Origin of the sequence: Streptomyces sp. NPDC005863, from assembly GCF_042871345.1 — a bacterium.
Classification (GTDB): Bacteria; Actinomycetota; Actinomycetes; order Streptomycetales; family Streptomycetaceae; genus Streptomyces.
This window is the reverse complement of record NZ_JBIAII010000006.1, coordinates 248,856-267,714: the sequence shown is the minus strand read 5'-3', so window position 1 is coordinate 267,714 and position 18,859 is coordinate 248,856. Positions and strand designations below refer to the sequence as shown.

Here is an 18,859-nt window from a genome sequence, read left to right as displayed (position 1 = left end):
AACGACAAAAAGAGGGCGGGCCGAGTGCTCCCACACTCGGCCCGCCCGGACCGTGTCGCTCACGCCTCCCGGGGCGTCAGCTCGGCGACTCCGCGCCCTTGCGGGCGTAGCACCACCAGGTGACCGCGATGCAGCTGACGTAGAAGGCCACGAAGCCCCACATCGCGCTGGTGACCGCGAAGTTGGCGAACATCGCCGGGATGAAGAAGAAGCCGTACGCGGCGATGGCGGAGGTGAAGCCGGTGACGGCGCCCGCCTCCATCTCCGACTGCTTCAGCGCCTTCGTGTACTCGGGCGTGCCCTCGGTCAGGCCCTTCAGGTGCTGGTTGCGGAAGATCACCGGGATCTGGCGGAACGTGGAGCCGTTGCCGATGCCCGAGAAGAAGAACGCGCACAGGAAGCAGGCGAAGAAGCCCCAGAAGTTGCCGCTGCCGCCGCCGGCGGGCAGGAAGTTGATCACGCCGATGATCGAGAGCGCCATGCCGACGAACGAGATGATGGTGACCCGCGCGCCGCCGATCTTGTCCGCGATCCAGCCGCCGGCCCAGCGGGCCAGCGCGCCCACGGCCGGGCCCATCCAGGCGTAGGTGGCCGCGGAGTAGGCCGCGTCGATCGGGGTGAACGTGGTCTTGATGAGCATCGGCAGGGCAGCGGCGAAACCGATGAAGGAGCCGAAGGTGCCGACGTAGAGCCAGGTCATCAGCCAGTTGTGCTTGCGCTTGAAGATGATCTTCTGCTGGCTGAAGGGGGTGGAGGCGACCTTGAGGTCGTTCTGGCCGAACCAGGCGACGACGGCCAGGATCACCAGGACAGGCACCCACAGGAACGCGGCGTTCTGCAGCCAGACCGGTGTGCCGTCGGCCTTGTGCTGGGCCGAGCCGACCGCGATGACCGAGCTGGTGATGACGATCGGGGTGAGCAGCTGGACCACGGAGACGCCGAGGTTGCCGAGGCCGCCGTTGATGCCGGTGGCGTTGCCCTTGTCCTTCTTCGGGAAGAAGAAGCCGATATTGGCCAGAGACGAGGCGAAGTTGGCGCCGCCGATGCCGCACAGGGCCGCGATGGCGATCATGACGCCGTACGAGGTGTCGGGGTTCTGGACCGCGATGCCGAGCCAGATCAGCGGGACGACCAGGACGATCGTGGAGAGCGCGGTGAACCGGCGCTGGCCGATCATCGGGCCGAGGAAGGTGTAGAGGATGCGGGCCGTGCCGCCGGTCAGGCCCGGTACCGCCGTCAGCCAGAACAGCTGGGAGGTGGAGAAGCCGAAGCCGACGTCCTTGAGGTTGGTCGCGGTGACCGACCACACCTGCCACACCACGAAGGCGACGAGGAGGGCGGGCACCGCGATCCACAGGTTGCGCGCGGCGACCCTGCGGCCGGTGGACTTCCAGAAGAGTTCGTTCTCCGGCTCCCAGTCGGTGATGGTCTTGCCGGGCCGGTACTGCGCGGGGTCGTACGAGGTGCCCGTCGGCGCGGTCCGCGTCGCTTGGGCGGCAGGCGATCTCATGTTGGTTCCCAGTTCGCTCAGGGTCCCGACCTTGCTCCGGGGCCTGACACATCCACGATCACGCGCGCGGGCTCGCGGCAGCAGAGGCGTAGGGCACGTTGTGGGCAGGCCAAAGAGGGGGAAGGTGCCGGGACTTCAGGCCCCGTCCCCGCAGGCTCGATGCCATCCCAAACCCGGTGCCGCCCCGAAGGCTCACCGTGCGGGCGTCGCACCCCGGTTGCCGGCGAGCGGGGGTGGTACGCCTACCTCATGACCTCTGAGCCCCACTCCGCGACGCCCTCCGACCCCGCGCCGCCCTCCGACCCCACCCCCGCCCCCGGCTCCCTCACCGACGTAGCCGGGCTTCGGGTCGGGCATGCCACGTGGGCCGGGGGCGGGCGGCTCACCGGGACCACTGTGGTCCTCGCGCCCGAGGGCGGTGCCGTCGCCGCCGTGGACGTGCGCGGCGGCGGGCCCGGCACCCGAGAGACGGACGCCCTGGACCCGCGCAATCTGGTGCAGCGCGTCGAGGCCGTCGTCCTCACCGGCGGCAGCGCGTACGGACTGGACGCCGCCTCCGGGGTGATGGGGTGGCTGGCGGAGCGGCACCGGGGCGTGCGGGTCGGCCCGGATCCGTCCCACGTCGTCCCTGTCGTCCCGGCCGCCTGCGTCTTCGACCTGGGGCGGGGCGGCGACTTCGGGGCGCGGCCCGACGCGGGGGCCGGCCGGGCGGCGGTCGAGGCGGCCGCGCGCACGGCGGAGTTCGACCCCGTCGAGGAGGGCAACGTCGGCGCGGGCACCGGCGCGGTGGTCGGCAGGTTCAAGGGCGGTGTCGGCAGCGCGAGCGTCCGCCTCGACTCGGGGGTCACGGTCGCCGCGCTGGTGGTGGCGAACGCCGCGGGCGCGGGGGTCGATCCGGAGACGGGCGTGCTGTACGGGAGGTACTTCGCGGGGCGGCGGGTGGCCTACCCCGCACCCGAGGTCCACGCGGCGGCGACGCGGCGCCTCGACGAGGCCGCGGCGGCGAACGGGGCGCCGCCGTTGAACACCACGCTGGCCGTCGTCGCCACGGATGCCGAACTCACCAAGGCCCAGGCGCAGAAGCTGGCCGGCACCTCGCACGACGGCATGGCGCGGGCGGTGCGGCCCGTCCACCTCCTCAACGACGGCGACACGGTCTTCGCCCTCGCCACCGGGGCGCACGCCCTGCCCGCCGAACGCCCCCTCGCCCTCAACGAGATCCTCGCCGCGGGCGCGGACATGGTGACGGCGGCGATCGTGCGGGCGATGCTCGCGGCCGAGTCCGTGCGGACGCCGGGCGGCACCTTCCCCGCGTACCGCGACCTCTACGCAGACGAAGCCGAGGGGGTGGTGCAATAAGAGCTGCAATACGGGCAAATCCCCTTCACTCGGCGCCCGTTGAGGCCCCGCGGAGTCCCCGAGATGTGCCCACACTCACACCGTGCCGCGGGAACCTCTGACCCGCACAGGTCGCTCTTTACTCGTACTGGATCAGAACGTACTGGATCAGAACACGTACTTGGAGCAGCCCGTGACAAGGTCGGTCATAGTCAACCCCCGGCGCCGTGCCCTGCTGGCCGCCACCGCGCTCGCCGCCGTGGGCGCGCTGACCCTGTCGGCCTGCGGGGGTGACGCGGACGCCAAGGACGACAAGCAGGGCGGGGCTTCGGCCGCCAAGGGCGCCGACATCACCATCTCGTCGAAGGACGGCGCCACCGACGCCTCGATCAACGCCACCGGCGTCAAGGTCGCCGGCGGCAAGCTGACGAGCGTGAAAATGACGTCTGTGACGTCCGGCACCGCGGTCGAGGGCACCATCTCCGGCGACGGCACCAGCTGGAAGCCCAAGTCCCAGCTGGAGCGCGGCACGAAGTACAAGGTGACCGCCGACGCCAAGGACGCCAAGGGCAACGCGGCGACGGAGAACGCGACGTTCACGACGGTCTCCTCGGCCAACAGCTTCATCGGCACCTACACGCCGGACGGCGGCGCGACCGTCGGCGTCGGCATGCCGGTCTCCTTCACCTTCGACAAGGCGATCACGGAGAAGAAGGACGTCCAGTCGCACATCACGGTGACGTCGAGCAGCGGCCAGCAGGTCGTCGGCCACTGGTTCGGCAACCAGCGACTGGACTTCAGGCCGGAGGAGTACTGGAAGGCCGGCTCCAAGGTCACGATGAAGATCGACCTGGACGGCGTGAAGGGCTCGAACGGCGCCACCGGCGTGCAGAACAAGACGGTCACCTTCACGGTGGGCCGGGCGCAGGTCTCCACCGTCGACGTCCAGGCCAAGAAGATGACGGTCGAGCGGGACGGCAAGGTCATCAAGACCGTCCCGATCTCCGCGGGCAGCCCGTCGAACCCGACGTACAACGGCAAGATGGTCATCTCGGAGAAGTTCACCCAGACCCGGATGAACGGTGACACGGTCGGTTTCGGCGGCGAGTACGACATCAAGGATGTGCCGCACGCGATGCGCCTGTCCTCGTCGGGCACGTTCATCCACGGCAACTACTGGGGTTCGCCCTCGATCTTCGGCAGCGCCAACACCAGCCACGGCTGCGTCGGCCTGCAGGACGCGCGGGGTGCGGGCGACCCGAACACCCAGGGCGCCTGGTTCTTCAGCAACTCCCTGATCGGTGACGTCGTGACGGTCAAGGGCTCCCCCGACAAGACCGTCGCCCCGGACAACGGCCTCAACGGCTGGAACATGTCCTGGAGCGAGTGGACCGCGGGCAGCGCGAGCTGACCCGAACCGCCTGCGAGACCGGGCGGGCACGCCTGTGACCTGGGCGGCAATGCCTCGGCGGCGTCCCCCAACTGAGCGAGCCACGCGGGAACTTCCCGCGTGGCTCGCGCGTTTTCCCGTTCCCGGGCATGATGTCCGACCCAGGGGCTACGGTATGCACTCACCAGGTGACATGTAGCAACGCCGGGAGAAGCCTTGAGCGTTCCGTACGACACTTATGACACCGCGTACGAGCCACCCGAGTCGCCCGAACCACACTCCCCGGAGGAACACCTCGAGCGACTCCTCGGCCGTGCGATGAACTCCTTCGACCTGCCGGACGAGGTCGTCGCGCGCCTCGAATCGGCGCTCGCGCACGACAGTTCGCTGCACTCGGCTCACCACAGCTCGGGCCTGCACCGCGAGACGTACCGGCACACCTGGCTGCTCACGGACGCGTCGGTGCTCACGCTCTGGGAGCTGGTCCACAACACGGCACCGGGCGGCCCGCCGACGCACGAGATCTACACCGACGAGGAGGAGGCCGGCGTCGCCACGTCGCGGCTGCCGCTGCCGCCCGATCCGCCCGCGTGCGGCCGGCCGGTCGTGCTCCAGCCCCCGGCCGACCCCGGCCCCCGGCACACGTACGTGCCGGACGGCTCGGCGGACCACGCGCGCCGGCTGCTGCGCCGCGCCGAGAACCCCGACGCGGACCGGCCGGGCACGAGCGTCGAGCGGCTGCTGCGTACGGCGTTCGCGCACCAGATCACGCAGGCCTTCGGCCGCCCCTGCCTGGCCGGCGAGATCCGGATGTGCTTCTCGCTCTACGAGCACGCGTTTCTGCTCTTCGACGGCGGCGAGACCAGCCTGTGGGAGGTCGAGCACACCCTCACGCCCGACGGGCGGCACAGGTGTGAGGTGTACGACACCGAGGCGGCGGCCCGCGCCGCGATGGAGCGCAGGGCACGCGCCTGGACCCAAGAACACGGACGGGAGCGGGGACGGGAACGGGGGCGGGGCCAGGGGCAAGGGCGGGGACAACGGCGGGCGGCGGAGGCGTAAGGGTCGGCCGCGGCCGCGGAACCCGGCGGGGCCTGCGGAGTCGGCAGAGCGGGCAGAGCCGGCAGCACCCAGGCTGGACCGGCACGCCCCGTGGCGTCAGGCTCGCCCGCGGCCCTCGCCGAACTGCCGTACCAGACCGGCGAAGGCGTCCCGCTCGTCCGCCGTGAGCTCCACGGTCTCCGCGCGCGGCGGCCCCTGCTGGACCGGCAGCGCGTGGAGCGGCTGCGCCTGGCCCCACCCCTCCACGTCGAGGCGTTCGAACCGCTCGAACCGGTCGAACCCGCCCGAACGGCCGGGCCGCTCCCTGCGCATCACCCGCACCAGGCCGACGGCCCAGACCGCGGTCGCCACGGCGAGCACGGCCACGCCTATCTGCTGAATGGTCGATACATCCTGGAGCATGCGGCCCAGTAGACAACAGGGGCGGGGGCTTACGACAGGGGGTAATAGGACTTAGGTCCCGAAGTGACGCAAGTCGCACACTCCGGATTCCCGAGTTCCGCACTCCCCTGGGCCTCTTGAGGGCCTTTTGATGGTCTTTTGAGGCCCAGGGGGCATCGCTCACCCGGCCATCGATCAGGCCGTCACGGACTCCCGCTTCCCGTCGGGTGCCTCCCCGAGCGGGGCGCCACCCTTCGGCTCCACGCCCACTCCCTCGCCCGAAGGGGCCGTCTTCCTGGCCCCCTTGAGCAGCACGACCACGGCCGTCGAGACACCGACACCCGCGGCGACGGCGACCAGGTACAGCAGCGGCTGGCCGATCAGCGGGACCACGAAGACGCCGCCGTGCGGGGCCCGCAGTGTGCAGCCGAACGCCATCGACAGGGCGCCGGTGACCGCGCCGCCCGCCATGGACGCCGGGATGACGCGCAACGGGTCGGCCGCCGCGAACGGAATCGCGCCCTCCGTGATGAAGGAGGCGCCGAGGAACCAGGCCGCCTTGCCGTTCTCCCGCTCGGTCTTGGTGAAGAGGCGGCCGCGGACCGTCGTGGCGAGCGCCATGGCGAGCGGCGGGACCATGCCGGCCGCCATCGCCGCGGCCATCACCTTCAGGGATCCGTCGGTCGGGTGGGTGAGGCCGCCGACCGCGAAGGCGTAGGCCACCTTGTTGAGCGGGCCGCCGAGGTCGAAGCACATCATCAGGCCGAGAATCACGCCGAGGATGATCGCGTTGGCCCCGGTGAGCCCCTCCAGCCAGTCGGTCAGCGCGCTCTGCAGGGACGCGATGGGCTTGCCGACGACGAGGAACATCAGGAAGCCGACCACCGCCGAGGAGATCAGCGGGATCACCACCACCGGCATGATGCCGCGCAGCACGGCCGGGATGCGGACACGCTGGATCCCCATGACGACGGCGCCCGCGAGCAGACCCGCGGCGAGACCGCCGAGGAACCCGGCGTCGATCGTTACGGCGACCGAACCGCCGACGAAACCGGGCACGAGGCCCGGCCGGTCGGCCATCCCGTACGCGATGTAGCCCGCGAGGACCGGGACCAGGAAGGCGAAGGCGAGCCCGCCGATCTGGAAGAGCAGCGCGGCCCAGCTGGTGTGGTCCGTCCAGATGAAGTGTTCGGCGACGGACGGGGCCTTGTCGATCTTCCAGCCGCCGATGGCGAAGCCGAGGGCGATGAGGAGGCCGCCCGCGGCGACGAACGGCACCATGTAACTGACGCCGGACATCAGCCATTTGCGCAGCTTGGTGCCGTAGCCGTCCTCGGCGTCGCCGGCGTGGTCGACGGGGGCCGTGCCGGTGGGGGCGGTCGTCTCGCCGCGCGCCGCCTTCTCCCGTACCTCCGCGATGAGTTCGGCGGGACGGTTGATGCCGGCCTTCACGCCCACGTCGACGGTGGGCTTGCCCGCGAAGCGGGGCTTGTCGCGTACGGGGACGTCGTGGGCGAAGATCACCGCGTCCGCGGCGGCGACGACCGCCGGGTCGAGGCGGGTGAACCCTGCCGAGCCCTGCGTCTCGACCGTCAGCTCGACGCCGGCCTCGCGGGCGGCGTTCTCGAGCGACTCGGCGGCCATGTAGGTGTGCGCGATGCCGGTGGGGCAGGAGGTGACGGCGACGATACGGAAGGGGGGTGCGGGGGCGCCGAGCCCCCCGGTGCCGGGCCCCTCGGCGTCGGGCTCGGTGCCGTCGCCGTCCTCATCCCGCCCGGCGCCGGGGCTCGCCTCGCCCCGGATCAGCGCCGCCGCCTCCTGGGCCGTCGAGGTCGACCGCAGCGCCCCGGTGAACTCCGCGTCCATCAACTGCCGTGCCAGCGAGGAGAGGATCGTCAGGTGGGCGTCGTCCGCGCCCGCCGGGGCCGCGATCAGGAAGATCAGGTCGGCGGGGCCGTCCGGCGCACCGAAGTCGATGCCGCGCGCCGCGCGCCCGAAGGCGAGGGTCGGCTCGGTGACGTGGGCGCTGCGGCAGTGCGGGATGCCGATGCCGCCGTCCAGGCCGGTCGGCATCTGCGCCTCGCGGGCCGCCACGTCGGCGAGGAACCCGTCCAGGTCGCTGACACGCCCGAGGGCCACCATGCGCTCGGCGAGCGCACGCGCCGCGGCTTCCTTGGTTCCGGCGGACAGGTCGAGTTCGAGGTCGACCAGGTCCGCGGTGATCATCTCGGTCATCGCGGGCTCCTTCGCACGCGTATCGCCCGGGGGGCGGGGGCTGGGGCTGGGGCAGGGGCTGGGGTTGAGGGGAGGACGGTGGCAGTCGGCAGGGCGGAGGCATCGGCAACGGACCGCAGGGGCGCCCTCACGAGCCGGCTCCCGTCACCGCGCGGTCCAGCGGGACTTCGGCCGTCACGGTGACCACACCCGGGACGAGGTCCACCGGCGCCGGCATCACGCCGCCCGGCAGCTGAACCACGGCTGACCCGTGCGCCACAGCCGAGGCGAACCCGAGCAGCCCCGGTGACCGAAAGGAACGCGGCAGCGGACCGCACCGACATCCGCGCCCTCACGAGACCGGCTCCCTCAGCGCGCGGTCCAGTGGGACCTCCGCCGTCACCGTGACCGCGCCCGGCACCAGGTCCGCCGGTGTCGGCATCGCGCTGCCCGGCAGTTGGACCGCCGCGGCTCCGTGCGCCACGGCTGAGGCGAGCGCCAGCGGGCCCGTACCGCCCGCGATCAGGAAGCCGGCCAGGGAGGAGTCGCCGGCGCCGACGTTGCTGCGGACTGTGTCGACGGGTGCGCTCGCGAAGTAGGCGCCCGTCTCGTCGACCAGGAGTTGGCCGTCGGCGCCGAGGCTGGCGAGGACCGCGCGGGCGCCGAGGCCCCGCAGCTCCTCCGCGGCCTTGACCGCGTCGCCCACCGTGGCGAGCGGACGGCCGACCGCACCGGCGAGCTCCTCGGCGTTGGGCTTGACCACGTCGGGGCGTTCGGCGAGCGCGGCGAGCAGCGCGGGGCCCGAGGTGTCGAGGGCGATCCGGGCACCGGCCGCGTGCGCGCGGGCCACCAACTCCGCGTACCAGGACGGCCGCAGGCCGCGCGGGAGGCTGCCGCAGCAGGCGATCCAGTCCGCACCCGCCGACCGCTCGCCCACGGCGCTGAGCAACAACTCCCGCTCGCCGTCGGACAGTTCGGGGCCCGGCGCGTTGATCTTCGTGAGCGTGCCGTCCGGCTCCGCGACCGCGATGTTGGAGCGGGTCTGCCCGGCCACCGGCACCGGGGCGACCTCGATGCCCTGCTCGTCCAGGAGTTGGGCGACGAGCGCGCCGGGCGCGCCGCCCAGCGGAAGCACGGCGACCGTCCGCACGCCCGCCGCCGCGACGGCCCGCGAGACGTTGACGCCCTTGCCGCCCGGGTCCATGCGGTCGCCGGTGGCGCGGACGACCTCGCCCCGGTCGAGCGCGGGCACCTCGTAGGTGCGGTCCAGGGAGGGGTTGGGGGTGACGGTGAGAATCATGCGGGTACCGCTGCTGCTTCCTGGTTCGTGCGCGTGCGCGTGCTCGTACTCGGGGTGGTGCCATTGCTCGTACTCGTACGCGTACTCATGCGCGTACGACTTCCGTGCCCGCCGCCTCGATCTCGGCCGCCTCGTCCTGGCCCAGGCCCGTGTCGGTGATCAGCAGGTCCACGTCGGTGAGGTCGCCGAAGCGGGCGAAGTGTTCCTGGCCGTGCTTGGCGGAGTCGGCGAGCAGTACGACGCGGCGGGCCGCGGCGACCGCCGCCCGCTTCACGGCGGCCTCCGCGAGGTCGGGCGTGGTGAGGCCACCCTGCGCCGAGTAACCGTTGGCGGCCAGGAAGAGGACGTCCGCGCGGATCTCCCCGTACGCCCGCAGCGCCCACGCGTCGACCGCGGCGCGGGTGCGCTGCCGGACGCGGCCGCCGATGAGGTGGAGCTGGATGCCGGGGTGGTCGGCGAGGCGCGCGGCGGTGGGCAGACCGTGGGTGACCACGGTGAGCGTCGACTCCAGCGGGAGCGCCGCCGCGAGCCGCGCGACGGTCGAGCCCGCGTCGAGGATGACGCTGCCCTCGGCGGGCAGCTCGGCGAGGGCGGCGCGGGCGATGCGGTCCTTCTCGTCGGCGGCGGTGCCCTCGCGCTCGGCGAGGTCAGGCTCGAAGTCGAGCCGCCCGGCCGGTATGGCGCCGCCGTGCACGCGGCGCACGAGTCCGGCCCGGTCGAGGGCCTTCAGGTCGCGCCGGATGGTCTCGGCCGTGACCCGGAACTCCTCGGCCAGCGACAGCACGTCGACCCGCCCGCCGTCACGCGCCAGGCGCAGGATCTCCTGCTGTCGCTCCGGTGCGTACATGTCCGTTTGCCTCCGCCGAATGTCCGAGCATGTGGTTTCACGCGCAGAGTACGGCTGGGATACGGGAAAGTAAACGGGTTCGGACCCTCATCGGACACAAACGGACTTTCGTACGGTGGGCGGGGCCCCCTTGGACCTCACCCGAGGCCGACGTAAGTCCCCTCGTAGCGGGAGGTTCCGTAGGGCCGGCCCTACGGCCACCGGAACCCGTCGAGCGCGCCGAGGCACCGCTCCGCCAGCGCCGCCGGGCCTCCCGCACCCCGCGCCGGCTCCTCCCCCGCAGCCCAGCTCTCCACCGCGACCCGCACGGCCGCACTCGCGACGCCCGCCGCGAGCCGCAACACCATCCCCGCCTCCCCCGGCCCGGGCAGCTCCTCCGGCCCGGGCAGCTCGGCCCCTCCCGCCTGTTCCGCCCCTGCGGCCCGTTCCGCCCCTGCCGCCCGTTCCGCGAGGACCGCCAGAAGTGTCTGCTCCGAGGCGTGGCAGGCGTCCGCCCAGACCGAGCGGAGCGCCGCGCTCCGCTCCGACATGCGCAGCAGCGACCGGACCCAGTCGAGGGACTCCACCGCCGCCGCGTCCCCGGCGCCCAGCGCGTCGGCCACCGCGTGCCGCAGCGCGTCCGGAACCGGCAGATCCGCCGGCGCCCGGCGCACCGCCTCGGCCCACTGCTGCGCGCCCGCGGCGAAGAGCGGGGCGACCGACTCCTCCTTGGTGGCGAAGTAGCGGTAGAAGGTGCGCGGCGCGACGCCGGCCGCGCGGGCGATGTCCTCGGCGCGGGTGGCCCGCAGCCCGTCCGCGACGAAGAGCGCCGCGGCGGTGCGGGCGATCTCCAGGCGGGTCTCGTTCTTACGGCGCTCCGTCAGCGAACTTGCAGGCATGCCTGGCAGGTTATGCCAGCGTCCCCTACCGGGCGGTGACGTCACGTACTGCCCGTATGGCAGAATCTGCCACCATCATCCGCGGGACGGGTGTCAGCGGCCCTCCCAACTGGATGGCGCTCTCGCAACGGGGCGGTGCTTCCCTTGTGGGGCAGTGCTCTCGCGGCGAAACGGCGCCGGAGCGCTGCTCTCGCAATGGGTCGGGCGCTCCCTCAGCGGAGCACTGCTCTCGCAGCGGGACGGCGCTCTGCCAGCAGAGCAGTGCTCCCCCAGCAGAGCACCGCTCTCCCCACGGGACAGCACTCCCCCGCTGGACGCAGTCGGCCCCTCACCGGGCAGGCCGCGGCCACGAGGACGCGAAGGTACGCACGCCCCCGCGGCTCACGCACCCCGCGCCTCTTCTGCAACAAGGACCTCTTCAAGCGCGCCCGCGTCACCGCGCCCCGCTCCTGGGCCGAACTGCGCGACGCGGCGCGGGCGTTGAAGGCGGCCGGCGTGCCCACCCCCTATGGGCTGCAGCTGGGCCCGGAGGCCGCCGAGGACGAGGCGCTCGCCTGGCTCCTTGCCGACGGCGGCGGCTACGCGGGACTCACCGGCTACGACTTCGCCACCCCCGGCAACATCGCAACCCTGACCTGGCTCCGCGACCACCTGGTCCGGCCCGGGCTGGCGGGCGCCGACCCCAAGTCGCTGACGAGGACGGACGCGTACGCCCAGTTCCTGCGCGGGAAGATCGGCATGATGATCGCGCACCCGGTCCTGATGGGCGCCGCCGACAAGGCCCAATTCCCGTACGCGCACGCCCCGTTCCCCGAGAAGACCGGTGGGGCCGCGCCGCCGGTGGGCCTCAACGACTGGCTGATGGCGTTCCGGCGGAACGGGCGGCGCGAGCAGTGCGGCGCGTTCCTGGGCTTCCTCTACGGCCGCAAGTCCGCGCTGGAGTACGGCGGCAGCCGAACCGCGCTGCCGGTGACGAGTTCGGCGGCGCAGGCGCTGCGCGAGAATCCGGAGCAGCGGCCGATGCGGGAGTTCATCGACCAGATGCCGCAGGCACGGTTCCAGCCGACGAACCTCGGTTCGTGGCCCAAGGTGAGGAGCGCCCGTCCGCCGGCACATCGGCGAGGCGGTGGCGAAGGGCGGTGACCCGAGGGCCGTCCTGGAGGCCCTGGACACGACGGCGACCCGGGCGGAGCTCTGAGGCTCCCCACCGGGTCGCGGCCGATCCACCGACTGCCCCTGACCGTGACCGTCGAACCCCTGGCTCAAGAGGTCAACGCGGGCTCCTTCTCGGGCAGTTCGTCCTGCGACGGCTCCTCGCCGGCACCGCCCTCGACATGCTGCCGCGGCTTCGCGGGCAGCGCGAACATCAGCAGGAAGATGACCACGAGGACGCCGGTCACCCACCACAGGGCGTTCTGGAAGCCGTCCGCGTACTCGGCGGGAATTCGGTACGGCGCGACCCGCTCGTCGATCACTCCGAAGAAGGCGACCGAGACCAGGCCGAGGCCGAGCGCGTTGCCCATCTGCTGCACGGTGTTGATGAGACCGGAGGCCGAACCGGCGTGCTCCTGCGGTACGTCGGAGAGGACCGCGTCGGTGATCGGGGCCACGATCAGGCCCATGCCGACACCCATCACCACGAGGGGCAGCGCCATCTGCCAGGGCGCGATGTCCGCCCCGTACCGGTCGGCCTCCCAGATGTAGAGGAGCACGCCGGCCGCCATCGTCAGGGCGCCGGCCTGCAGCACCTTGCGCCCGAAGCGGGGCACGAGCTTCTGCACGGAGAGCCCGGCCGCGGCCGAGACCGCGATGGAGAACGGCACCCCGGTCAGACCGGCGCGCAGCGCGCTCCAGCCGAGGCCGACCTGCATGTACAGGGTCCAGACCAGGAAGAAGATGCCGAGCGCGACACCGAACACGGTCTGCACCGCGATGCCCGCCGCGAAGCTCTTCACCTTGAACAGCGACAGTTCGACGAGCGGCGAACCGTCCTTCGCGGCCTTCCGCTTCTCGTACGCGACGAGGGCGCCGAAGACGACGAAGGCGCCGCCCATCATGACGTATCCCCACACCGGCCAGTCCAGCTCGCGCCCGCGGGTGAGCGGGTAGAGCAGCATCAGCAGGCCGAGCGTGACCATGACGACGCCGACGAGGTCGAGCTTGAGGGCCCGGGGCGCCTTGGACTCGGTGATGAACTTCCGGCCGAGGATCACGCCCGCGACGCCCACCGGCAGGTTGATGAGGAAGATCGGCCGCCACTCCAGGCCGAAGATGTTCCACTCGGTGAGCAGCGCGCCGAGCAGCGGCCCGGAGACCGCGCCGAGGCCGACGACCATGCCGAAGAGACCGAAGACCTTGCCGCGCTCGTGCGCGGGGAAGGTGGCGTGCACGATCGAGAGGACCTGCGGCACCATCAGCGCGGCCATGCCGCCCTGGAGGATGCGCGAGGCGACCAGCATCTCCGGGTTGGCCGCGAAGCCGCAGAGCGCGGAGGCGACGGTGAATCCGGTGATCCCTATGAGGAAGAGCCGCTTGCGGCCGTGGATGTCGCCGAGCCGTCCGCCGGTGATGAGGCCGGCGGCGAAGGCGAGCGCGTACCCCGCGGTGATCCACTGGATCTGGCTGAACGAGGCGCCCGTGTCCTGCTTGATGGACGGGATGGCGATGTTGACGATCGTGACGTCGACCAGGTCCATGAAGGCAGCGGTCATCACGATGGCCAGGGCGAACCAGCGCCGCCGGTCGCCGGCGGCCACCGGCGTCCCGGGTACGGAAGTGGGGCTAGGTGAAGTCATGCCGGTCAGGCTAGAGGCCATATAGGCCAGTCCATGACCTATATCTCCGGCATCCTGAACGTATGACGACGACGGACGGTACGGCGGCCGGCACCGACACCCCGGCCCGGCTCTTCCAGCTCCTCTCGCTCCTCCAGACGCCCCGCGAGTGGCCCGGCGCCGAGCTCTCCGAGCGGCTCGCGGTCAGCAGGCGCACGGTGCGGCGCGACATCGACCGGCTGCGCGACCTCGGCTATCCGGTGCGGGCCAGCCAGGGCGCGGCCGGCGGCTACCGCCTCGTGGCGGGCAAGGCCATGCCCCCGCTGGTCCTGGACGACGAGGAGGCGGTGGCCATCGCGGTCGGCCTGCGGGCCGGGGCGGGCCACGCGGTGGAGGGTGTGGAGGAGGCGTCGGTACGGGCGCTGGCCAAGCTGGAACAGGTGCTGCCCGCCAGGCTGCGCCACCGGGTCTCCGCGCTGCAGATCGCCACGACGCCGCTGACCAGCGGGGACGGGGCGAGTATCGCGCCGGAGACGCTGACCGTGATGGCGTCGGCGGCGGCCGGGCACGAGCGGCTGCGGTTCGCCTACCGGTCGGGCGACGGTACGCAGTCGCGCCGGCTCACCGAGCCGTACCGGCTGGTGTCGACGGGGCGGCGCTGGTACCTCGTGGCGTACGACATCGACCGCGAGGACTGGCGGACGTTCCGGGTGGACCGGGTGAGCGAGCCCTTCGCGACGGGCGCGCGGTTCGCGCCGCGGGAGCTGCCGAAGGGGGACGCGGCGGAGTTCATCCGCGACGCGATGTGGCGCGGGCGGCAGACGCACGACCTGGACATCACCTTCGCGGCGCCCGCGGCGTTCGTCATCGCGCGGCTGCCCTCGGCGCTCGGCCCGGTGGAACCGCTGGACGAGCACAGCTGCCGACTGCGCTGCACGGCGTCGGACTCCGTGGAGTGGCTGGCGGTCCGCCTGGCCGTCATGGACTGCGACTTCACGGTGCACGGGCCACGGGAGCTGAGGGCCTGCATCACGGACATGAGCACCCGCCTGACCCACTCGCTCAGGCCACACGGGCAACAAGGGCGGGCGGGTGGGTAAAACGCGCGAAGCGCGACGCACTCGCAAAAACGGCGTACCAGGACGTGGCAGACAGACCCCCGGCGCCGGGGGCCCGACACCGGGGCAGGAGGAGTGACCGCACAAGGCCGGCCGCCTAGGCCGCCGCGTCGAACCCCGTGTCCCGCGCCAACTTCTTCAGTTCGAGCAGCGCGTGCTTCTCTATCTGACGGATCCGCTCACGGGTAAGCCCGTGCTCCTTGCCGACCTCCGTCAGCGTCCGCTCGCGGCCGTCCTCGATGCCGTACCGCATCTTGATGATGGAGGCCGTGCGCTGGTCGAGGCGGCCGAGGAGGCTGTCGAGCTCCTCGCTGCGCAGCAGCGAGAGGACGGACTGCTCGGGCGAGACGGCGGAGGTGTCCTCCAGGAGGTCGCCGAACTGGGTGTCGCCGTCGTCGTCCACGCCCATGTTCAGCGAGACCGGGTCGCGCGCCCAGTCCAGGACGTCCGTGACGCGGGCGGGCGTCGAGGACAGCTCGGCGGCGATCTCCGCGGGCTCCGGATCCCGGCCGTTCTCCCTGTTGAACTCGCGCTGCACGCGGCGGATCCGGCCCAGCTCCTCGACCAGGTGGACGGGGAGGCGGATGGTGCGGGACTGGTCGGCGATGGAGCGGGTGATGGCCTGGCGGATCCACCAGGTGGCATAGGTGGAGAACTTGAAACCCTTGGCGTAGTCGAACTTCTCGACCGCGCGCACCAGGCCGGCGTTGCCCTCCTGGATCAGGTCCAGCAGGGGCAGGCCGCTGCGCGGATAGCGGCGGGCGACCGCGACGACCAGGCGGAGGTTCGACCGGATGAAGACGTCCTTGGCCCGCTCGCCGTCGGCGACCAGCGCCTGAAGCTCCTCGCGGTCCGCGGTCACCTTGCTGTCCTCGACCTCGCCGGCCAGGATCTTCCCCGCGTACACCCCCGCCTCTATGACCTGGGAGAGCTCCACTTCCTTGGCTGCGTCCAACAGTGGCGTACGCGCGATCTCGTCGAGGTACATGCCGACCAGGTCGCGGTCGGCGATCTCCCCGCCTACGGCGCGAACACTGCGTGCCGCGTCGGTCTCGCCGGAGGCGGACTTACGACGGGCGACGGCACGGGTTGCCATGCGTGCTCCCTTGCGATCTATGGGGTTCCTGGTCGGCCCACTGGTGGGGCCTCTGTGGTGGATGGCACACCCTCGGGTGCCCGGCATCCGATGGAAACAACGACTGGAATCAGGACAGAATTCCCAAGCCGCGCATCTTTTTTCCTGACGGTGCAGTACCCTGTGGCGCCACATGGGAGGCCAGATGCCGTCGGAACGCACGGAGGTGCAGGTCAGGCCGGGCGATGAGGCCGACCTCGAAGCCCTGACGGACCTCTACAACCACTACGTGCGTGAGACGGCCGTCACCTTCGACACCGTCGTCTTCCGTCCGGAAGAGCGCCGCCCTTGGCTGCTCTCCCACCCCAAAGACGGCCCGCACCGTCTCTTGGTTGCTCAGGGGTCGGATTCCGGTCTCCGCCCCTCTCGGGTGCTCGGTTACGCGACGAGTAGTCCTCTCCGTCCGAAGTCCGCGTACGCCACCTCCGTGGAGGTCAGCGTGTACTGCGCACCCGACGCCGCGGGCCGGGGCGTCGGCACCCTCCTCTACCGGGCGCTTCTCGACGCCCTGGCCGGCGAGGACCTGCACCGCGCGTACGCGGGCATCGCCCTGCCGAACGAGGCGTCGGTCCGTCTGCACGAGCGCTTCGGCTTCCGGCACATCGGCACGTACGGGGAAGTGGGCAGGAAGTTCGGGCGGTACTGGGACGTCGCCTGGTACGAGCGGCCGCTCGGTCCGGGGACCTAGGGCGCGAACTAGGTCGCGAACCAGGCCGCGGACTAGGTCGTGCGGCCCGTCAGGATGCCGGTTTCTCGGACCCGCGCCCGATACGTGCGACCGCCCGCGGCGCCTACCGTCCCCGCATGACCGACACCACAGGCACCCTCGACGAAGCCCTGCAGCGGCTGCACGCCTCCGGGCCCGAGCGGCTGGGGCGGCTCACCAACCACGCGCCGATGGCCGTCGAGGCGCTCACCGCGCGCGGGCAGGCCGGCGCCGTCCACCGGTGGCTCGATCTCTACGCCCCGAAACTGGAGGACTTCCCCGCCTCCGTCGAGCCGGTCACCGACGCAGGCTGGCGGGCCGCGCTGGGTGATCCGCGCCGGGCCGCGGACTGGATCGCGTACTTCCGCCGGAAGCTGGCGGCGGAGCCGTGGCGTGACGTGCTCGCCACGTGGTGGCCCCGGCTGCTGCCCGGCCTGTACGGGGGGTCCACGCATCCGGTGATCCGGGTGGGGCATGCGGTGCGGGCCCTGGAGCAGGGTGCTGGGCAGGGCTCGGAGCAGGGTGACCTCACCGGGCCGCGGCTCGCCGAGCTCGCGCACGGGCTCGGCTACTGGGCGGCCCGGCACCGGCCGCTCGGCGCCCTCGCCCCGTTGCCGGGCGCCCTCAGCGCGGCCGACGCGCTGGAGGCGGTGCCGCCCATCGCCGAGCGCGCGGCCGGCAGCTTTCCGGAGCGGCTCGGCCGGGTGGGCGCGCTGCCGCGGTGGGGCTCCGCGGTGACGGACCCCGAGGAGGCGCGGCGGCTGCTCGCCGAGCTCGTCCGTGCGGCGACGCACCGGTACGCCACGCACGGGCACGGCGAGGAGACGATGCTGGTGCACGCGGCGACGGCGCCCAACGCCGTGCTCCGCGTGCTTCCCGCGTTGCCGCGCGGGTTGTGGGTGCCGAGCCTGCGGGCGGCTTGGACGGCGTCGGCTGCCGTCACCGCCATGTACGCGCCGGATGAGGCCGTCGCGTACGAGCCCTCCGGTGACCTCGTCGCCGAGGAGGTCTTCGCGCGGGCGCTCGCTCATGGGGACGAGCATGTGATCAAGTTCGCGGACACGGCGTTGGATGTCGGCGATCAGCGGGCGCTGGGGGCGGCCCTATGGGCGGTCGAGCTGAGCGTGCCGCTTCGCTGAGGGTGGCGGTTCTTCGTCGTGCGGGGTGGTGTGTGGCCGGTCGCGCAGTTCCCCGCGCCCCTGGCCGCACCGCCGCCCGGCGACGTCATCCCCCTGCCCCACCGGGCCGTTTTTCGCCTGCGGGCCGTGTGTGGCTGGGCGCGCAGTTCCCCGCGCCCCTGGCGGCACCACGGCGTCCGGCGACGTCATCCCCTGCCGCACCAGGCGGTTTTGCACCTGCGGGCCGTGTGTGGCTGGGCGCGCAGTTCCCCGCGCCCCTGGCCGCACCACCGCGCCCGGCGACGTCATCTCCCCCCGTACCCCCTCAGCCGAACTGCACCGATCTCTTCGCCAAGCCCATCCAGAAGCCGTCGATCACGCTGTGCTGGGCGGTCAGGTCGCCCGTCGCATCCGCCGCGCCCAGGGTGACGAAGAGGGGGGCGAAGTGTTCCGTGCGCGGGTGGGCCAGGTGGGCCGCCGGGGACGTGTGGGCGAAGTCGAGGAGGGCGTCCACGTCGCCCGACTCCAGGGCCTCGTGGCCCCACGCGTCGAACTCCGCCGACCAGGCGGGGACGCCGCCCTGCCGCAGCGCGGCCAAGTTGTGCGTGAAGAAGCCGCTGCCCACGATCAGTACGCCCTCGTCCCGCAGCGGGGCGAGCCTGCGGCCGATGTCCATGAGGCGGCGCGGGTCGAGGGTCGGCAGCGACATCTGGAGCACCGGGACGTCCGCGTCCGGGTACATCTCCACCAGCGGGACGTACGCCCCGTGGTCGAGCCCGCGGTCCGGCACGTCCTGCACCGGCGTGCCGGGTGCGTGCAGCAACTTCCGTACGGAGGCGGCGAGTCCGGGCGCGCCGGGCGCCGCGTACGTCACCTCGTAGTAGCGCTCGGGGAAGCCCCAGAAGTCGTACACGAGGGGCAGCGTCTCGGTGGCGGACAGCGCGAGGGGGGCCTCCTCCCAGTGGGCGGAGACCATCAGGATCGCGCGGGGCCGCGGCAACCGCGCCGACCAGGCGGCCAGCTCGCCGGGCCACACCGGGTCGTCGGCGAGCGGCGGGGCCCCGTGGCTGAGGTACAGGGCAGGCATG

Annotated in this window: 16 protein-coding genes; 7 read left to right on the top strand and 9 right to left on the bottom strand. The window is 72.3% G+C overall.

The window, feature by feature from the left end; genetic code table 11:
- Positions 1–76: 76 nt before the first annotated feature.
- Positions 77–1,510 (bottom strand): NarK family nitrate/nitrite MFS transporter, encoded by a 1,434-nt coding sequence (locus ACFYO9_RS22715; protein WP_358774842.1) that lies wholly within the window; start codon positions 1,508–1,510, stop codon positions 77–79.
- 249 nt (positions 1,511–1,759) lie between these two features.
- Here ACFYO9_RS22715 and ACFYO9_RS22710 point away from each other — a divergent pair, with 249 nt between their 5' ends.
- The 3 genes from ACFYO9_RS22710 to ACFYO9_RS22700 all read left to right on the top strand — a co-directional run bounded on the left by ACFYO9_RS22710 (position 1,760) and on the right by ACFYO9_RS22700 (position 5,300).
- Complete coding sequence (locus ACFYO9_RS22710) at positions 1,760–2,869, top strand: P1 family peptidase (protein WP_358774843.1); 1,110 nt, start codon at positions 1,760–1,762, stop codon at positions 2,867–2,869.
- Between the two features lie 172 nt (positions 2,870–3,041).
- Positions 3,042–4,259, top strand: coding sequence for an Ig-like domain-containing protein (locus ACFYO9_RS22705; protein ID WP_358774845.1), 1,218 nt, complete (start codon positions 3,042–3,044; stop codon positions 4,257–4,259).
- A 195-nt stretch (positions 4,260–4,454) separates the two neighbouring features.
- Positions 4,455–5,300 (top strand): DUF6227 family protein, encoded by an 846-nt coding sequence (locus tag ACFYO9_RS22700; protein ID WP_358774847.1) that lies wholly within the window; start codon positions 4,455–4,457, stop codon positions 5,298–5,300.
- A gap of 96 nt (positions 5,301–5,396) precedes the next feature.
- On the opposite strand, the gene ACFYO9_RS22695 is transcribed toward ACFYO9_RS22700, so the two are convergent.
- The 5 genes from ACFYO9_RS22695 to ACFYO9_RS22675 all read right to left on the bottom strand — a co-directional run bounded on the left by ACFYO9_RS22695 (position 5,397) and on the right by ACFYO9_RS22675 (position 10,920).
- Positions 5,397–5,702, bottom strand: a complete 306-nt coding sequence (locus tag ACFYO9_RS22695; RefSeq protein WP_355807536.1) for a hypothetical protein — start codon at positions 5,700–5,702, stop codon at positions 5,397–5,399.
- 174 nt (positions 5,703–5,876) lie between these two features.
- Entirely contained in the window at positions 5,877–7,916 is a 2,040-nt protein-coding gene (locus tag ACFYO9_RS22690) for a fructose-specific PTS transporter subunit EIIC (protein WP_358774848.1), read from the bottom strand.
- A 331-nt stretch (positions 7,917–8,247) separates the two neighbouring features.
- Positions 8,248–9,195: a 1-phosphofructokinase gene (gene pfkB / locus ACFYO9_RS22685; RefSeq protein WP_358774849.1), complete on the bottom strand. Its 948-nt coding sequence runs from the start codon at positions 9,193–9,195 to the stop codon at positions 8,248–8,250.
- An 85-nt stretch (positions 9,196–9,280) separates the two neighbouring features.
- Complete coding sequence (locus ACFYO9_RS22680; protein ID WP_355807541.1) at positions 9,281–10,042, bottom strand: DeoR/GlpR family DNA-binding transcription regulator; 762 nt, start codon at positions 10,040–10,042, stop codon at positions 9,281–9,283.
- Between the two features lie 191 nt (positions 10,043–10,233).
- A complete protein-coding gene (locus tag ACFYO9_RS22675; RefSeq protein WP_358774851.1) occupies positions 10,234–10,920 on the bottom strand; it encodes a TetR family transcriptional regulator in 687 nt (228 codons plus the stop codon).
- A 261-nt stretch (positions 10,921–11,181) separates the two neighbouring features.
- Between ACFYO9_RS22675 and ACFYO9_RS22670 the strand changes: the two genes are divergently transcribed.
- Positions 11,182–12,063, top strand: coding sequence for an extracellular solute-binding protein (locus ACFYO9_RS22670; protein WP_358774852.1), 882 nt, complete (start codon positions 11,182–11,184; stop codon positions 12,061–12,063).
- Between the two features lie 119 nt (positions 12,064–12,182).
- Here ACFYO9_RS22670 and ACFYO9_RS22665 read toward each other — a convergent pair whose 3' ends face one another.
- Positions 12,183–13,715, bottom strand: a complete 1,533-nt coding sequence (locus tag ACFYO9_RS22665) for an MFS transporter (RefSeq protein ID WP_358711334.1) — start codon at positions 13,713–13,715, stop codon at positions 12,183–12,185.
- 62 nt (positions 13,716–13,777) lie between these two features.
- Between ACFYO9_RS22665 and ACFYO9_RS22660 the strand changes: the two genes are divergently transcribed.
- Positions 13,778–14,794 carry a YafY family protein gene (locus ACFYO9_RS22660; protein WP_358774854.1) on the top strand — a complete coding sequence of 339 codons (1,017 nt, stop codon included), beginning with the start codon at positions 13,778–13,780 and terminating at the stop codon, positions 14,792–14,794.
- A 115-nt stretch (positions 14,795–14,909) separates the two neighbouring features.
- On the opposite strand, the gene ACFYO9_RS22655 is transcribed toward ACFYO9_RS22660, so the two are convergent.
- Positions 14,910–15,908 carry a sigma-70 family RNA polymerase sigma factor gene (locus tag ACFYO9_RS22655; protein ID WP_358774856.1) on the bottom strand — a complete coding sequence of 333 codons (999 nt, stop codon included), beginning with the start codon at positions 15,906–15,908 and terminating at the stop codon, positions 14,910–14,912.
- 184 nt (positions 15,909–16,092) lie between these two features.
- Between ACFYO9_RS22655 and ACFYO9_RS22650 the strand changes: the two genes are divergently transcribed.
- Complete coding sequence (locus ACFYO9_RS22650) at positions 16,093–16,635, top strand: N-acetyltransferase family protein (protein WP_358774858.1); 543 nt, start codon at positions 16,093–16,095, stop codon at positions 16,633–16,635.
- A 116-nt stretch (positions 16,636–16,751) separates the two neighbouring features.
- Positions 16,752–17,792, top strand: a complete 1,041-nt coding sequence (locus ACFYO9_RS22645; protein ID WP_358774860.1) for a questin oxidase family protein — start codon at positions 16,752–16,754, stop codon at positions 17,790–17,792.
- A gap of 304 nt (positions 17,793–18,096) precedes the next feature.
- Here the strand turns inward: ACFYO9_RS22645 and ACFYO9_RS22640 are convergent, their stop codons facing one another.
- Entirely contained in the window at positions 18,097–18,858 is a 762-nt protein-coding gene (locus ACFYO9_RS22640; RefSeq protein ID WP_355808041.1) for a class III extradiol ring-cleavage dioxygenase, read from the bottom strand.
- Position 18,859 lies beyond the last annotated feature (1 nt).

Coding starts and splice junctions, on each gene's coding strand:
- ACFYO9_RS22715 (WP_358774842.1), bottom strand. CDS start 1,510: ATGAGATCGCCTGCCGCCCAAGCGACGCGGACCGCGCCGACGGGCACC.
- ACFYO9_RS22665 (WP_358711334.1), bottom strand. CDS start 13,715: ATGACTTCACCTAGCCCCACTTCCGTACCCGGGACGCCGGTGGCCGCC.
- ACFYO9_RS22655 (WP_358774856.1), bottom strand. CDS start 15,908: ATGGCAACCCGTGCCGTCGCCCGTCGTAAGTCCGCCTCCGGCGAGACC.
- ACFYO9_RS22640 (WP_355808041.1), bottom strand. CDS start 18,858: ATGCCTGCCCTGTACCTCAGCCACGGGGCCCCGCCGCTCGCCGACGAC.
- ACFYO9_RS22650 (WP_358774858.1), top strand. CDS start 16,093: ATGCCGTCGGAACGCACGGAGGTGCAGGTCAGGCCGGGCGATGAGGCC.
- ACFYO9_RS22660 (WP_358774854.1), top strand. CDS start 13,778: ATGACGACGACGGACGGTACGGCGGCCGGCACCGACACCCCGGCCCGG.
- ACFYO9_RS22645 (WP_358774860.1), top strand. CDS start 16,752: ATGACCGACACCACAGGCACCCTCGACGAAGCCCTGCAGCGGCTGCAC.
- ACFYO9_RS22690 (WP_358774848.1), bottom strand. CDS start 7,916: ATGACCGAGATGATCACCGCGGACCTGGTCGACCTCGAACTCGACCTG.
- ACFYO9_RS22680 (WP_355807541.1), bottom strand. CDS start 10,042: ATGTACGCACCGGAGCGACAGCAGGAGATCCTGCGCCTGGCGCGTGAC.
- ACFYO9_RS22695 (WP_355807536.1), bottom strand. CDS start 5,702: ATGCTCCAGGATGTATCGACCATTCAGCAGATAGGCGTGGCCGTGCTC.
- ACFYO9_RS22675 (WP_358774851.1), bottom strand. CDS start 10,920: ATGCCTGCAAGTTCGCTGACGGAGCGCCGTAAGAACGAGACCCGCCTG.
- ACFYO9_RS22710 (WP_358774843.1), top strand. CDS start 1,760: ATGACCTCTGAGCCCCACTCCGCGACGCCCTCCGACCCCGCGCCGCCC.
- pfkB (WP_358774849.1), bottom strand. CDS start 9,195: ATGATTCTCACCGTCACCCCCAACCCCTCCCTGGACCGCACCTACGAG.